Here is a 16,937-nt window from a genome sequence, read left to right as displayed (position 1 = left end):
GAAAGTCCTCCTAAAATTTATATATATTTTACATTATATCGTAAATTGTAAGAAAATGAGGAGAAAATCAATAGTTAATTATTTAGGACCTGATTTTCAAAATGATATAATAACAATAGATAATAAATCTTAATGGAGGCATAACTATGTTTACTGAAATTGATGGTGGCGCAATTGTTTATAAAATGGTAGATAACAAACCAAAATATTTATTGGAAAAAAGTGCAACTAGTGATTTTTGGGGATTCCCTAAAGGTCATATTGAAGGTAAAGAAACATTAGAACAAGCTGCAATTAGAGAAATTAAAGAAGAAACCGATATTGATGCGACAATCGATACTGATTTTAGTGTTGATGCTGAATATGATATGAAGAATGGGCATCATAAAATAGTTACTTTTTATACATCTAAAGTGGGCAACCCTAAGGTCACTTTACAAAAAGAAGAAATTAGTGATTACGTTTGGCAAAATTATGCAGATGCTCGTAAGACTTTAACTTATGATAATTTGAAAGAAATTTTAGACAAAACAAATGACTATGTAGCAAGTAAGTGGTCATAATATGGAAGGAAAAGAAAAGTTAATTGTAATTACAGGAGCTACTGGTAGTGGTAAAACCACGGTTCGTAACTACTTAGTTAATCAATACCATGTGGCCAAAGTAATCACGCATACTACTAGATCTCCACGTAAAAATGAAAAAAACGATGTTGATTATTACTTTGAGAGTGATTCAAGTTTTGCTAAAAAACATTTTTTAGAACACGTTGAATATGCTAATGCTAAATATGGTTCTTCATATGAAGGATTAAAAAAAGCTTGGCATGATAATCCGATTGCTTCCATTGTTTTAGATACTCAAGGTGCAATTACTTATCTAAATGAATTAGGAAATCAAGCAATCATTTTCTTTATCCAAGTCAATGATCATAATAGTTTGAAAAAACGGATGATTGAGCGTGGCGATAGTAAAGAAAAAATTAAACAAAGGTTATGTAGTGCTGAATATGAAAGAGATTTAAATATTCCGATTGAATTACGTTCATCGGCACATATTATTGATAATAGTAATTGGCAAACTGCCAAGCATACTGTTGATAAATTAATGCATGAGCTATTTTAAAAGGAGTTATGTTTTAAACATAACCCCTTTTTTATTCTATTAAATTGACCAGCTCATTAAAGTAGTTATTTTTTAAGGCAACTAAGTTAATGGGTCTAACAATATCTAAACCTTTAATTTTAATTTCTTTTAAATGACCAGCATTAATTTCTTTTTCAGCTAATGACTTATACATAAATGAAATACCTAAATTATTTTGTAATAGGTTATTAATAACAGTGGGTTCGTTTACATTAATTACTTTATTAAAATCGTTTTCGGTAATATTTAAAGATTCCAACCAGTTGGCAAAGATAAAACGAGTACCAGACCCCATTTCTCTTAACAATAAATTTTGTTTTAATAGTTCTTGAATCTTAAATGTTTTATTACTGGCTAGCGGATTATCAACCCCAGCAACACAAATAAATTGCTCATCTTTAATAACATGATAACTATATTTTCGTTTATTAAAATTACCTTCTAAAATTGCAAAATCTAATTTACCATTATCAATCATTTTTAATATTTCATTGGTATTAGTAACAACACATTCAATATTGTGAAATTGATTTTCCAATTTCTTAATTATATTGGGGGTCATAAAAATTGCTACAGATCTAGTTGATCCAAAAACTAATTTACGTTTTTTAGGTGTTTCTTTTAGTTGATGAATGAATTTATTACTCTGTATATTAATATTATTAATAAATTCAGCTAATTTTTGGCCATCTTTAGTAATTTGTAACGATGGTTGTTTATAATTAACCAGTTTTAAATTTAATTCATTTTCCAAACTCTTAATTTGTTGAGTGACTGCTGGCTGAGTAATGAATAATTTTTCTGCAGTCTTTGTGTACGATTTAGTTTTAGATAAAATTTGAAAAGTAATATATCGTTGATCTAACATAATTCTTCCTTATAAGTATTATTAATATCATAATTAAAAATGATAATTTTATTTTATATTAACACACCGATATACTTAAAACATAAGTTAATAGGGGGAAATTATATTGAAAATTATATTTACACCTAAATTTTGGGTAACCATTATTGTTACATTTATTTGTACAATGATTGGTACATATTTAGCTGGCATGCCATATTTAAATATTATTGGTTCATTGGTTTTAGCACTTATTTTTGGAATGTTATTACAAGTTCAACCTAAAATTACTAGGGGATTAAAAGCTGAAGCTGGATTTATTTCTAATAAATTTCTACGTTTAGGAATTATTTTGTTAGGTTTTAAATTAAACCTCAATACTTTAATGTCTTCAGGAATTAAAACCATTTTATTAGCAATTTTAGTAGTCTTAGGAACAATTACTGGAACTTATTTACTTAATCGTAAATTAGGGGTGAATAAGGAGCTATCCATTTTAACTGCTAGTGGGACAGGTATTTGTGGAGCTGCTGCAGTTATGGGTATTTCACCACAAATTAAAGTTAGTTCAGACAAGCAAGCACAAAAAGAAGAAGATCAAGTCCTTGCAGTCGCTATTGTTGCCATTATGGGAACAGTCTTTACTTTAATCGAAATTGCCATTAAACCATTATTACACATGGCACCAGATCAATTTGGTGTGATGGCGGGTGGCTCTTTACATGAAATTGCGCATGCAGTGGCAACTGGTAGTTCTGATGGTCCAGTTGCTTTAAACATTGCAATTATTACTAAGCTATCGCGAGTACTAATGTTAGCACCGGCTGCATTAATTATTGGAATCTGGTATCAAAAAACTACTACTAATGGTGAAGTTAGCGGTAAACGCAAACTACCAATTCCATGGTTTATGGCCGGATTTATTCTAACTAGTATTATTGGGACATATGCTCATTTTAGTGCGGGCTTATTGTCCATATTAGTAAATGCCGCTTATATTTTCTTAGGAATGGCTATGGCAGCATTAGGGATGACCGTTAACTTTAAGGTTTTACTTAACCGCGGAGTTAAGCCTTTGATTGCTTCATTCACAAGTTCAGTTATTTTATTAGTATTTGTCATTATTGTTAGTAAATTATTCTTTTAAAATATTAAATAAAAATGCCGCTAATTATCTAGCGACATTTTTTTAATCTTCATTTTTAATAATATAATCTTTAAATCTGTCCATTTGTGAAGCTGGAAGTTCAGCTTTGATTTTAGTTCCTTCAGCAAGATAGTCGGTTGCTAATACATTTGCATTATTATTTAAATAATTAATAATTTCACCCTTATCAAATGGAACTATGAATTCAGCAACAGCATAATTAGAATAACTGTTCTTTTTAATTACTTTGACTAATTCATCGATAGAATCATCTTCATTAGCTGAGATGATTAAATCTTCACCTACATGTTCTGGACGTTTTTCATTAGCTAAATCAGCTTTATTGAAGACTGTAATCATTGGAACGTTTTCAACACCAATTTCTTTTAAAGTCTTCATAGTAGTATCCATCATTAATTCTTTGTTTTCATCAGACTCATCAACTACTTGAATCAATAAATCAGCGTTAGCAGCTTCTGATAAAGTAGAACGAAAGGCCTGAACTAACTGATGGGGTAACTTACTAACAAAACCAACAGTATCGGAAAGCAACATATCCTTATTATCTGGGAAGGTTATTTTTCTGACACTTGTATTTAAAGTAGCAAATAGCATATTTTTAACCATTACTTGTTTATCAACATTTTCGCCGTAACGACCAACTAGTTGATTCATAATAGTCGATTTACCAGCATTAGTATATCCGACTAAAGCAACGGTTGGAATATTAGTTGAATCACGTTGTTTACGCTGCGTTTTGTCTGATTTTTGAATTGCTTTTAACTCATTTTTAATATGAGTAACGTCTCTTTCAATCGCACGACGGTTTAATTCAATTTGTGATTCACCAGAACCACGGTTGGCAAAACCACCGCCACCTTGTTGATCTAGGCGTTGGCTGGCACTAGTATGCAATCTAGGTAATTGATATTCCAATTTGGCTAATTGAACTTGTAGTTTGGCTTCATGAGTTTGAGCACGAGTACCAAATATTTCTAAAATTAATCCAGTACGATCAATAACTTTAGTATTAGTTTTCTTTTCTAAATTTCTTAATTGACTAGGTGAAAGTTCGTCATTAACGATGATCATATCGGCATCGTAATCAATAATATCAGTTGCTAATTCCTCAACTTTTCCTTTACCAAAATAGGTTGCTGAATCGGGATGGTCTAATTTTTGCACTAATGTAGAAAGTACTTCAATATTATTAGCATTTGCTAGTGCTGTTAGTTCATCCATTGAATAATCGAATTCTTCATTATCTAAATTTAATCCGATTGTGATTGCGGTTGTTTGCTTGTTATCCACTCGATCATCCTCCTTGATTTGCTATATTATAACATTTCTATTCTTGAATTAATTTATTTATGACAAATTATAAAAATATGAGAATTTATTTTTTAATAATAATATTAATTGGCCGTTTTAATGATTTATAACCAAATTCTTTGGTTGAAAATAGGGCATTTGTAATAAAATATTACATGTAGCCACTATTTTTTGTATAAAATTAAAATAATATTATAAAAGTTATTGCTTTAGATTATAAAGCGGTGTTAACATTTCATTAATATGTCTATAAAATAAACATTATGTTTGATAGACATATTTATATTGGGGGTAATTAATTATGAAGATAAAATCAGCTATCATGGCTGGTGCTGTCAGTGTTTCATCGTTATGTTTACTTTCAGCATGTGGTAATAAACAACAATCAAGTAGTAAATTAGTGCAATGGCAACAACCAACTAATTTAACTACCTTGGATGCTTCTAAAGCTACTGATAACGTTTCCTTTGGGACTCTAAATAATAGTAATGAGGGCCTATTAATGGCTGCAAAAAATAACACAGTGAAACCAGGAGTTGCTAAAAGTTATCAAGTTTCTCCAGACGGTAAAACTTATACCTTTAATTTACGCCATTCTAAATGGAGTAATGGAAAACCAGTAACTGCTAATAATTTTGTATATGCTTGGCAACGAACGGTTAATCCAAAAACAGCTTCTCAATATTCATATTTATTTGATCATATAAAAAATGCTAGCCAAATTGGTGAAAATAAAGCTTCATTATCTTCACTGGGGGTTAAATCAGATGGTGATTATAAATTAGTAGTGAGCTTAACTAAGCCACAATCATATTTTAAATACTTAGTAGCAATGGCACCATTCTATCCACAAAGTAAGGAAACCGTTAATAAGTATGGGCAATCATATGGTACTAACAGTGATGACATGCTTTACAATGGGCCATTTAAGGTTACAGATTGGACTGGAACTAACGACAGTTGGAAATTGATTAAAAATAATAATTATTGGAATGCTAAAAATATTAAATTTAATGGTGTTAAATTTAATGTACAAAAAGATTCTAATACTGCTTTAAATCAATATTCCACCGGTGCTTTAGATTTAACAAATCTTGTTGGTAAACAACAAGTCGGAGAAATTAAACATTCTAAAGAATTACATAATGTAGATATGGCGGCGCCATTTTATATCGAAATGAATGAGAAAAATAATTCTGTCTTTAAAAATATAAATATTAGAAAAGCCATTTCGTTGGCTATTGATCGTGATCAATTTACTAAGAGCACTTTAGGTGATGGATCAAAACCAGCTCAAGGTTATGTTTCACCAGGAATGCCTAAACATAATGGTAAAACATTTATTCAAGATGCTGGTACTAAAAATGGTATTTCTTATAATTTAAATGATGCCAAGAAGTTATGGAATAAAGGACTAAAAGAAATTGGTAAAAGTTCAGTTAATATTAGTCTTCTTGCCGATGATACAGATAATGGTAAATCTACTACTGAATTTTTGCAGACTTCATTAGAAAAATTACCAGGCTTAAACGTTTCATCACAAAACGTACCATCTAAATCAAAATTAACTCGTGCACAAAGTGGTGACTTTGATATGGTTATTAATTCATGGGTAGCAGACTTTCCAGATCCAATTTCTTTCTTATCATTATTTACCAGCAATGGTTCATATAATAATGGGAAGTGGAGTAATGCTAAATATGATTCATTAGTTAATAGAGCAGAAGGTGCTGATGCTAATAATTCTAATAAACGTTGGGATGATTTAGTTAATGCTGAAAAGACTTTAATGAGTAATCAAGGGATTATTCCAATTTATTACCAAGTTAGGCCTATTGCCATTAAGCCAAGAATTAGTGGTATTCAATTTTTCCCAACGGGATCACCATATGATCTTAGAAATATCCATATAGACAATAACCAACATTGACATGTTAGTTTATATAACACCGTTTTACAAAAGTTGTATAAAAATTAAAATTAAATTAGAAAATGCCTTGCTTTTGATTATAAAGTAATGGTAGAATTTCATTAATCCTTTTAAAAGAAGTTTAATCTATTTCGCGAATAGGTATATGTAATTGGGGGTAAGGATATTATGAAGTTAAAATCAATGTTGGAAGTTGGTGCTGTTGGAGCAGCATCAGCATTCCTGTTGGTCGCTTGTGGAAATAATAGCGGCAAAGAATCAAGTAGTAAGTTAATTCAATGGCAACAATCAGCCAACTTAACTACTTTAGATGCATCAAAAGTTACTGATAATACAGCTTTTGGTACATTAAATAACAGTAATGAAGGATTGTTAATTTCTGGTGAAAACAATACAGTTAAACCAGGAGTTGCCGAAAATTATAAAGTTTCTAAAGATGGTAAGACCTATACATTTAATCTTAGACATTCTAAATGGAGTAATGGGAAACCAGTTACTGCTAAAGACTTTGTATATGGTTGGCAACGTACTGTAAATCCAAAGACTGCTTCTCAATATTCATACTTATTCGATCATGTTAAAAATGCGACCGAAATTGGTAAAAATAAGGCGCCACTTTCTTCTTTAGGTGTTAAAGCAGATGGTGATTATAAACTAGTCGTAAGTTTGACTAAACCACAAACATACTTTAAATACTTAGTAGCAATGGCACCATTCTATCCACAAGATGAAGCCACTGTTAATAAATATGGACAATCATATGGTACTAACAGTAATAATATGATTTACAATGGACCATTTAAAGTTACTGGATGGACCGGTACTAACGATAGTTGGAAATTAGTTAAGAACAACGACTACTGGAATGCTAAGAACATTAAATTTGATGGTGTTAAGTTTAATGTACAAAAAGATCCTAATACAGCATTAAATCAATATCAAACTGGTGGTTTAGATATTGATACACTTGTTGGAAAACAACAAGTTGGTGAATTCAAGAATAGTAAAGAACTACACAGTGCTAAAGGTGCAACAACTTTCTATATTGAAATGAACGAAAAGACTAATCCGGTATTTAAGAATGCTAACATCAGAAAAGCTATTTCATTGGCAATTGACCGTAAACAATTCACTCAAGATGTCTTAGGTGATGGATCAACTCCAGCTGTTGGCTACGTTGCTCCAGGAATGTCTAAGCGTAATGGTAAAGACTTTACTGATGATGCTGGTACTAAAGATGGTGTTAGTTATAACTTATCTGAAGCTAAGAAATTGTGGGCACAAGGTCTAAAAGAAACTGGTAAAAAATCAGTAAATGTTTCAATGTTATCTGATGATACTCCTAATGGTAAGAACACTACTGAATATTTACAAACAGCCTTAGAAAAACTACCTAATTTGAAGGTTACCGCACAAAATATTCCGTTTAAATCAAGATTAAGCCGTTCACAAAATGGTCAATTTGATATGGTAGTAAGTGCATGGGGTGCTGACTTCCCAGACCCAATTTCATTCTTATCATTATTTACCAGTGATGGTTCATACAATAATGGTAAATGGAGTAATAAAGAATATGATACTTTAGTACAAGATGCTGAAGGTAAAGATGCTAATAATGCAAGTAAACGTTGGGATGATCTTGTCAAAGCTGAAAAAGTATTGATGTCAGATCAAGGAATTATTCCTATCTATCATCAAGTAACTCCAAGAGTTATCAAACCAAGAGTTCAAGGAATTCAATTCTTCCCAACAGGTTCACCATATAATCTTAGAGATGTAACTTTATCAAATAAATAGTACACAAGTTATTTGAGATATTGTTAATAGATAGACTATAATAGGGAATAAGTTAAATGCTTACTGTATCTATGGCGGGTGTTTAACTTTTTCCGTACATATTAAACATAGTTTAGTATAAAAACTAAAAAAGATTGTGAGGAGTCATTATGGTAAGATATCTGGCAAAGCGAATATTTTATTTAATCTTGACATTATTTATTGTAACGACAGTTACTTTCTTTCTTATGAAGATAATGCCAGGGACACCATTGACTAATGAAGCGAAGTTATCGCCTTCAGAAAGAAATATGGTTTTACAACAATATGGTTTAAATAAACCAGTTTGGCAGCAATATATTAGTTATATTGTAAATGCTGTTCATGGTAATTTTGGAACATCATTCCAATTTAGTGATCAACAGGTTTCTTACTTAATTTCTAGTCGTGTTGGACCTTCATTATTATTAGGTCTACAAGCAATTATCGTAGGAGTTTTGGCAGGAATTGTTGTTGGATCATTAGGAGCCATTAAAAAAGGAACATGGGTTGACACAACAACTACCATTGTTTCCATTTTAGGAATTTCAATTCCTTCATTTGTGCTTTCAATTTTATTACAATATTTTGTAGCATTGAAATGGGGTTGGTTACCTATTGCCGGTTGGAGTGGATTTGCTTACACGATTCTGCCAACGCTAGCGTTAGCAGCAATGCCATTTGCTGAATCTGCTAGGTTTGTTAGAACTGAAATGGTTGATGTTTTAAGTGCCGACTACATTGAATTAGCTCGTGCTAAAGGTTTAAGCAAATTTGGTATTATTTATCATCATGCTTTAAGAAACAGTTTGATTCCATTAGTAACAATTGTTGGACCACTAGCTGTTAATATTATGACTGGTTCACTTGTTGTTGAAAATATCTTTGCTATTCCTGGTATTGGTGAACAATTTGTTAACTCAGTTGTAACTAACGATTACCCAACTATTATGGGACTAACCATTATGTACTGCTTTATGTTATGTGTGGTACTACTAATAACTGATATTATTTATGGATTAATTGATCCAAGAATCAGAATTACAGGAAAGAAGGGTTAAAGATATGGCAGATAAACAACAAGAATTACCAAAAGATGCATTTGAACCCTTATCAGATGGTTCACATCTAGATAATGAAAAAATTGCTGCTCCTTCGTTAACTTTCTTAAGAGATTCTTGGCGTCGTTTAAAGAAAAATAAAGCGGCAATGATTTCGTTAATTATTTTAATTTTATTATTCGTGGTGGCATTTGGCTCAGCTTTAATTCCATCTATGAATAATGTTGCAACTAATCCTAATTTAAATAATTTGCCTCCACGTATTCCGGGTATTGACATTCCTGGATTTAACGGAACCTTAGTTCAAGGTGGGCAAAGAGTTAATGCTTATACCGGTGCGGCTGCTAACCATTACTTCTGGTTTGGTAGTGATTACTTAGGTCGTGACTTATTGGCTAGAACATTATATGGTACTAGAATTTCATTAATCATTGCGGTGGTAGCAACTTTCTTTGATTTAACTATCGGAGTTGCTTACGGAATTATTTCCGGCTGGAAAGGCGGAAAAGTTGATACTGTAATGCAAAGAATTATTGAAATTATGCTATCAATTCCTAACTTAGTCGTTATGATTCTACTATTATTAATCTTAAAACCAGGTATTCCTGCTATTATTATTGCGATTGCTTTTACTAGTTGGATTAATATGGCACGTTTAGTTCGTGCACAAACACTGGAATTAAAGAACCAAGAATTTGTGCTAGCTGCTAGATCATTAGGTGAAAGCTCAATTAAGATTTCATTTAAGCATCTATTACCTAACTTGACTAGTGTTATTATCATTAATACGATGTTTACTATTCCAAGTGCAATTTTCTTCGAAGCATTCCTATCATTTATTGGAATTGGGGTTCCAGCTCCAGCTGCTTCATTAGGTACTTTAATTAGTAATGGTCAAAAATCATTCCAATTCTTACCATATCAAATGTGGGTTCCCGCAGTTGTGCTATCAGTATTAATGATTGCATTTAACATTTTAGGTGATGGATTGCGTGATGCATTTGATCCAAAATCAAGAGAGTAGGTGACATAGAATGGAAAACAAAGATGATATCCTAGAAGTTAGAAATTTAACAATTAATTTCAAAACTTATGCAGGTAAAGTTCAAGCCATTCGTGACATTAGTTTTGATTTGAAGAAAGGTGAAACCTTAGCAATTGTGGGTGAATCCGGTTCTGGTAAATCAGTTACTACTCGTAGCATTATGGGTTTGAATGCGCCTAACGCTGAAATTGCTGGCGGTAGCATTAAGTTTAAAGATGAAGAAATTTTAGATAAAAATGAAAAACAATTAAGTAAACTTCGTGGTAAAAGCATTGCTGAAATTTTTCAAGACCCAATGACTTCATTGGATCCAACCATGAAAGTTGGTAAGCAAGTTGCTGAACCTTTACGTGTTCATCAAGGAATGAGTAAAGAAAAAGCCATGGAAAAAGCTTTAGAAATTATGAAATTAGTTGGTATTACCAACGCCAAAGAAAGAATCAATGATTATCCATATCAATTTTCTGGTGGGATGAGACAAAGAATTGTTATCGCAATTGCTTTAGTTAACTATCCACAAGTATTGATTGCCGATGAACCAACCACTGCCTTGGATGTTACAATCCAAGCTAAGATTCTTCATTTAATGAAGGAACTACAAACTAAGATTAATACTTCAATTATCTTTATCACTCATGATTTGGGTGTAGTTGCAGGAATGGCTGATCGTGTTGCAGTTATGTATGCTGGAAAAATTGTCGAATATGGAACTGTTGATGAAATCTTCTACAATGCTAAACATCCATATACTTGGGGATTATTAGGTTCAATGCCTACCCTAGATACTGATGCCGACGTATTACCATCAATTCCAGGAACACCTCCTGATTTGTTGGATCCACCAGTTGGGGATGCCTTTGCTGCTAGAAATAAGTATGCACTTAAGATTGATACATTAAAACAACCACCATTCTTTAAAGTTTCCAATACTCACTATGCAGCAACCTGGTTATTAGATGACCGTGCACCAAAGGTCACACCACCAGCTGACATTGTTAAGCGTCAAGAACACTTTAAAGCAACACATAATAATTAATAATTAGGTGGTGAAATCATGTTAGAAGAAAATGCTCCTAAAATTCTAGAAGTTGAAGGATTAAAACAATACTTTAATGTTGGTAAAGCAGATGAAGTAAAAGCGGTTGATGACATTTCATTCGATGTTTATAAGGGTGAAACCTTTGGTCTAGTTGGTGAATCTGGTTCTGGTAAAACCACTACTGGTCGTGCCATTAGTCATTTGTATGAACCAACTGCTGGAAAAATTATCTTTGATGGCAAAGATGTTTCTAAGTTAAGACATAAAGCACAAAAGCAACAATTTAGAAGTGATATTCAAACAATCTTCCAAGATCCATATGCTTCTTTAAACCCTCGTATGAAGGTTGAAGATATTGTAGCTGAAGGAATTGATATTAATCATTTAGCTAAGGATAAAGAAGATCGTAAACATCAAGTTGAAGACTTACTTGAGACGGTTGGTTTGAATAAAGAACACGCTAACCGTTATCCACATGAATTCTCAGGTGGACAAAGACAACGTATCGGGATTGCTCGTGCTTTAGCGGTCAAGCCTAAGTTTATTATCGCTGATGAACCTATTTCTGCATTGGATGTTTCAATCCAAGCCCAAGTGGTTAACTTATTAAAAGATTTACAAAAGAAACGTAAATTAACTTACTTATTCATCGCTCATGATTTATCAATGGTTAAGTACATTAGTGATCGAATTGGTGTTATGCATTATGGCCGTATGTTGGAAATTGCGGACGCTGATGAATTGTATGCTAATCCATTACACGATTATACAAGAAGTCTATTATCAGCAGTTCCAGTTCCTGATCCAGAATACGAACGTAGTCGTCAAGCCTTTGATTATGATGCAAGTAAAGAAGATGATGGTAAGGATCGCAAGCTAGTTGAAATTGCGCCTCGTCATTATGTTCGTGCATCTGAAGATGAAATTGATATGTATAAAGAACGCTTGAAAAAATAAGAAAATCGCTGGAATATTAAGTTCTAGCGATTTTTTTGATACAATAATTTTAATACTTAGTTTAGGAGCTATTAATTTTATGAATCACAAAGAAGATGAAGAATTTAAACAAAGAAGGCATGCGATGATTGCCCATAAAGTATCATGGATATGTGTTTATATTGTGATGCTTTTCTTATCGTCAGGAATTTTGACACATGTGATTGATATCTTATTTTATTTTATTGATTTTCCTTACATTAATATTTTACAAGGGGGATTAGAACTTTTTATTTTCTTTTTTCAATTTTATGCTGCTTGGTGGATTACGCATTATTTATTAGGTAAATATAGTTGGGGATAAAAAAGAGTCGTTATCTTAAATGATAACGGCTCTTTAATATTTTATTTATTATATGTTTTCATCTTTACGATTGTAGTATTCAACTTTAATATTAGTACCATCAGGTTCAGCAGTTAATTTAGACACACTACCATTTAAGATAGATTCAGAGACATCAATATTGCTATTAGCAAATTGATCAACTGCCCATCTAATAATAGTACCATGTGCTGCAATTAAAATGTTTTCGCCATCTTTAGCATTTTGAATAACTTTCTTTAATCCAGGCATGAAACGAGCACGAATATCACTATCAGTTTCGGCATCACCATAAGGATCTGCTTCAGCGATTAAATCAGCAGTACCACCCATACCTAATTTATCAATCATTTCACCATAGCTACCTATACCTTTAGGGCCACCAATTTGGTGCCAAGCTTGTTCACTGTCATTTCCTTCGAAGTAACCGAAGTTTTCTTCACGAAATGCGGTATCCATAATAGGTTCTTCAAGTGATGAAGGATTTTGTTTCAAAATATATTTACCAGTATCATATGCACGTGGCATATCACTTGAGTAAGCATGGTCAAATTTAATGTTGCTCAATCTTTTACCAGCATCCACCGCATCAGCAACTCCCTTAACAGTTAATGGAGCATTAGATAATCCTTGGATACGGAAATATTTGTTTAAATAAGTTTGTCCATGACGTACTAGATAAATATTAATCATAAAAAGACCTCCTATTTTTTCATAAGTCTCTACCAAAGTTGATTTTATCATACAAGTTCATACTAATAAAAAGATGACCCTCAGGTTAAAAAGTTTATTTTGCTAATTATTTGTGCTAAAATTATTAATCAACTTTTGAATGGAGGAAATGTCTAAATGGCTGACTCAATTAGAGAATATGAAACTAAACATTTAAAGAACGTCTTAGGAAAAATTGGCGTTGCTAAAACTGAAGCAGCACAAAAGATTAATCGTGCTGAAAAAGATGAAAGTGCAATCAATAAAAACTTTTATAATGATGTCCGTTTAAAAACAAGTACTTATAGTGGGATGATGGAAACTTCGGTTTCAATTCGTCAGCAACAACAAATGCTTGAAGAACGTGAAAATAGTTGGAAACATGCTACTAGAGAATACGATAAATTAAATAAAATGGAAGCTCGTCCATACTTCGCACGTTTGGACTTTGAAGAAGCAGGCGAAGGCCAACCTGAAACCATCTATATTGGATTAGGTTCATTTGCTGATAGTCCTGATCATTATTTGATTTATGATTGGCGTGCACCTATTTCAAGTATTTACTATGATAGTAAGATTGGTAAATTAACTTATAATACTCCTATGGGACCCCAAGAAGTTAATGTGACTTTAAAACGTCAATTCCAAATTAAAGATGGAGAAATTGATACCATTTTTGATACCGACCAGGTAGTTGGGGACCAAATGTTACTAGATAACTTAAATGGCAAGTCTAGTACTAAGATGAAGAGTATTGTTACTACCATTCAAGCTGAACAAAATAAGATTATTCGTGATACTGATTCCGACTTGTTATTTGTGCAAGGAGCTGCTGGTTCAGGGAAAACGGCTGCTGTTTTACAAAGAATTGCTTTCTTACTATATCAATATCGTGGGAAATTGCATTCTGGTCAAGTAATCTTATTTTCACCGAACCAATTGTTTAATGATTATATTAATCAAGTGTTACCTGAATTAGGGGAACAAAACATGGTGCAAATGACTTATTATCAATACAGTAGTTTGCGGGTTCCACATATGAATGTTGAAACCTTATCTGAACGCTTTGAAGAAGATAATTCTGAAGATGGTCAAGTTCGTAAGATTAATAATCTAAAGAATAGTTTGGACTATTTTAAAGCAGTTACAGCTTACGCTAATCATTTGAACACTGAAGATATGAAATTTAAGAATTTGAAGTTCAATGGTGAAATCTTTATTTCTCGTGAAAAGATTGCTGAAATCTACTATAGTTTTAATGAAAATTATAATTTAAGAAATCGTCTTTCTGCTACTAAAGAACGACTTGTTAAGATGTTGAATCGTCGTGTGAAAGCAGAAATGAAAACGCAGTGGGTTGAACAAGCAGTTCAAGATTTGACTCGTGAACAAATTGAAGCGGTCCAAAGAACGCATCCAGACGAATTTGAAAATGCTGATAAGGAATTTAATTTCTTAGCTAAACATATTGTGATTGGAGCATTTAGAAAAATTCGTAAACAAATTGTTCATTCTCGTTTCTTAAGAATTAATAATCAATTTGTCCACATGTTAAGAAATATTCCTAATCTAGTGAACTTAAATGATTATGATTTGACTAAGGATGATTGGGAAAAGAGTGTTGATCATTCCATTGAACAAATGAAGTCGGGGGATATTTCAATCTCAGATGTCTCAGCTTACCTATATCTATTTGATAAAATTTCTGGTAAACGTGCCAAGACTGATATTAGATATCTATTCATTGATGAAGTGCAAGACTACACGGCCTTTCAAATGGCTTTCTTGAAATTCACATTCCCCCGTGCTCGTTTCACATTATTAGGGGACTTGAATCAAGCCATCTTTACCCATGAAAATAGTCATAAATTATTGCAAGAACTAGGGACCATGTTTGATTCTGAAAAGACCAATGTTGTGCAATTGACTAAATCATATCGTTCAACTGAACAAATCACTGACTTTACTAAACATCTATTAGGTTATGGCGTTGAAATTGAATCCTTCGCTCGTGAAGGTGACAAGCCATTGATTAATGTGGTTGATGATCAAAAAGCAGCACTTAATAAGTTAAATGATAAAATTAATGCGGATAAGCAAAAGCATGATACAACTGCGATTATTGTTAAAACATTAGCGGATGCTGAATCATTATCCGAACAATTAAATCAAATGAATGTAAAAAATACGCTTATTAGAACTGAAAATCAACGTTTGGCTACTGGAACCTTAATTATTCCTTCATACCTTGCAAAAGGGCTAGAATTTGATTCTGTAGTGATGTGGGATGCTAGTGCTGAACAATATGGTGACGAAGCAGATCGCCAATTAGTTTATACTATCTGTACGCGTGCAATGCATGAACTAACTATCATTGCTGAAAAACAATTATCACCAATTTTTGATAGTGTACCTGCAAAATTTTATGATTTACAATAATTAATATTAGTAACAAGCAAAAAGAGCTTAACTAAGCAAGTTAAGCTCTTTTTTAATACATCCAAATCCAGAAATGTTATGATTAAAAACAATTATTTATTTTATTGGAGGGATTGCCTTGGCAAATCCAATTAACTATTACACATTTAAAAAAGATGAATGGAAAAACTTTTACCATACCCAATCAGTACCATTGACTAAAGAAAGTTTAAAACAAATCAAAGCTTTTAATGACCAAATTTCATTGCAAGATGTTAAAGATGTTTATATTCCAATTGTGCATTTATTAGATTTATGTACGCAAAATTTTAATGACTGGCAAAAAACTAAAACCCAATTTTTAGATAAAGAAAATCGTAAAGTTCCATTTATTATCGGGATCTCTGGAAGTGTAGCCGTTGGTAAATCAACGACTGCTCGTTTATTGGAAGTTTTATTGAGTCACTTTTTCCCAGAAAAGAAAGTTCAATTAATTACGACTGATGGATTTTTATATAATACCAAAGAACTAGAACGTCGTGGAATTATTCAACAAAAGGGTTTTCCAGAAAGTTATGATATGAAGGCCTTAATTAACTTTTTAAATGAAGTTAAATCTGGTCAACCAAATGTAAAAGCACCAGTTTATTCACATGAAGTCTATGATATTATTCCTAATCGTTATGATATTATTGACCGTCCTGACATTCTAATTATTGAAGGAATTAATACGCTTCAATTACCAAGTAATCAACAAATTTATGTGAGTGATTTTACTGACTTCTCCATTTATATTGATGCAGCTGATGATTTAATTGAAAAATGGTATCTAGATCGTTTTAAAAAATTAATGGATACCGCTTTTCAAAATCCTTCTAACCATTATTATGAATTAGCACATTCTAATCGTGATAAAGCAGTGCAAATGGCAAAAGATGTCTGGCAATCAATTAATTTACCAAACTTGAAAGAAAATATTAAACCAACTAAAACCAGAGCCGATTTAATTATTCATAAAGGTGAAGAACACCGCATTGACAATGTTTTATTAAGAAAATACTAACTAGTAAAATTTGACACATTCCCATCTTCTCGGTATGATTAAAAGCAATTTAGAAAAGGAGCGTG

General features: G+C 32.1%; 15 protein-coding genes. 12 read left to right on the top strand and 3 right to left on the bottom strand.

All coding sequences use genetic code 11. From position 1 onward, the window contains the following. Positions 1 to 146 precede the first annotated feature (146 nt). Complete coding sequence (locus DY123_RS00700) at positions 147 to 563, top strand: bis(5'-nucleosyl)-tetraphosphatase (protein ID WP_140923598.1); 417 nt, start codon at positions 147 to 149, stop codon at positions 561 to 563. Position 564: 1 nt separating this feature from the next. Further along, complete coding sequence (locus tag DY123_RS00695; RefSeq protein WP_140923597.1) at positions 565 to 1,125, top strand: guanylate kinase; 561 nt, start codon at positions 565 to 567, stop codon at positions 1,123 to 1,125. A 31-nt stretch (positions 1,126 to 1,156) separates the two neighbouring features. Here the strand turns inward: DY123_RS00695 and DY123_RS00690 are convergent, their stop codons facing one another. Further along, positions 1,157 to 2,014 (bottom strand): LysR substrate-binding domain-containing protein, encoded by an 858-nt coding sequence (locus DY123_RS00690; RefSeq protein ID WP_140933829.1) that lies wholly within the window; start codon positions 2,012 to 2,014, stop codon positions 1,157 to 1,159. Between the two features lie 103 nt (positions 2,015 to 2,117). Between DY123_RS00690 and DY123_RS00685 the strand changes: the two genes are divergently transcribed. Then, a complete protein-coding gene (locus DY123_RS00685; RefSeq protein ID WP_140934306.1) occupies positions 2,118 to 3,140 on the top strand; it encodes a YeiH family protein in 1,023 nt (340 codons plus the stop codon). A gap of 42 nt (positions 3,141 to 3,182) precedes the next feature. On the opposite strand, the gene hflX is transcribed toward DY123_RS00685, so the two are convergent. Beyond that, positions 3,183 to 4,451 (bottom strand): GTPase HflX, encoded by a 1,269-nt coding sequence (gene hflX / locus DY123_RS00680; protein ID WP_140934305.1) that lies wholly within the window; start codon positions 4,449 to 4,451, stop codon positions 3,183 to 3,185. A 322-nt stretch (positions 4,452 to 4,773) separates the two neighbouring features. Between hflX and DY123_RS00675 the strand changes: the two genes are divergently transcribed. The 7 genes from DY123_RS00675 (at position 4,774) to DY123_RS00645 (ending at position 12,662) form a co-directional block, all read left to right on the top strand. Next, complete coding sequence (locus DY123_RS00675) at positions 4,774 to 6,402, top strand: peptide ABC transporter substrate-binding protein (RefSeq protein ID WP_140934304.1); 1,629 nt, start codon at positions 4,774 to 4,776, stop codon at positions 6,400 to 6,402. A 168-nt stretch (positions 6,403 to 6,570) separates the two neighbouring features. Beyond that, positions 6,571 to 8,199: a peptide ABC transporter substrate-binding protein gene (locus DY123_RS00670; RefSeq protein ID WP_140934303.1), complete on the top strand. Its 1,629-nt coding sequence runs from the start codon at positions 6,571 to 6,573 to the stop codon at positions 8,197 to 8,199. A gap of 149 nt (positions 8,200 to 8,348) precedes the next feature. Further along, the gene (gene opp3b, locus DY123_RS00665) at positions 8,349 to 9,278 is read left to right on the top strand and encodes an oligopeptide ABC transporter permease (RefSeq protein WP_140934302.1); all 930 of its coding nucleotides are present in this window, start codon (positions 8,349 to 8,351) and stop codon (positions 9,276 to 9,278) included. Between the two features lie 4 nt (positions 9,279 to 9,282). Then, a complete protein-coding gene (locus DY123_RS00660; protein ID WP_140934301.1) occupies positions 9,283 to 10,302 on the top strand; it encodes an ABC transporter permease in 1,020 nt (339 codons plus the stop codon). A gap of 10 nt (positions 10,303 to 10,312) precedes the next feature. Beyond that, entirely contained in the window at positions 10,313 to 11,359 is a 1,047-nt protein-coding gene (locus tag DY123_RS00655; RefSeq protein ID WP_140934300.1) for an ABC transporter ATP-binding protein, read from the top strand. Positions 11,360 to 11,377: 18 nt separating this feature from the next. Beyond that, entirely contained in the window at positions 11,378 to 12,319 is a 942-nt protein-coding gene (locus DY123_RS00650) for an ABC transporter ATP-binding protein (protein ID WP_108982578.1), read from the top strand. Between the two features lie 79 nt (positions 12,320 to 12,398). Continuing rightward, positions 12,399 to 12,662, top strand: coding sequence for a hypothetical protein (locus DY123_RS00645; RefSeq protein WP_140934299.1), 264 nt, complete (start codon positions 12,399 to 12,401; stop codon positions 12,660 to 12,662). A gap of 48 nt (positions 12,663 to 12,710) precedes the next feature. On the opposite strand, the gene DY123_RS00640 is transcribed toward DY123_RS00645, so the two are convergent. Further along, positions 12,711 to 13,373, bottom strand: coding sequence for a histidine phosphatase family protein (locus DY123_RS00640; RefSeq protein WP_225426724.1), 663 nt, complete (start codon positions 13,371 to 13,373; stop codon positions 12,711 to 12,713). 156 nt (positions 13,374 to 13,529) lie between these two features. Between DY123_RS00640 and helD the strand changes: the two genes are divergently transcribed. Further along, positions 13,530 to 15,830 (top strand): RNA polymerase recycling motor HelD, encoded by a 2,301-nt coding sequence (gene helD / locus DY123_RS00635; RefSeq protein WP_140934297.1) that lies wholly within the window; start codon positions 13,530 to 13,532, stop codon positions 15,828 to 15,830. 118 nt (positions 15,831 to 15,948) lie between these two features. Continuing rightward, on the top strand, positions 15,949 to 16,872 hold the full coding sequence (gene coaA / locus DY123_RS00630) for a type I pantothenate kinase (RefSeq protein WP_140934296.1): 924 nt from the start codon (positions 15,949 to 15,951) through the stop codon (positions 16,870 to 16,872). Positions 16,873 to 16,937: the final 65 nt, after the last annotated feature.

It is taken from the genome of Apilactobacillus micheneri, assembly GCF_006493595.1.
Classification (GTDB): domain Bacteria; phylum Bacillota; class Bacilli; order Lactobacillales; family Lactobacillaceae; genus Apilactobacillus; species Apilactobacillus micheneri.
This window is presented reverse-complemented; position numbering and strand designations above follow the sequence as displayed.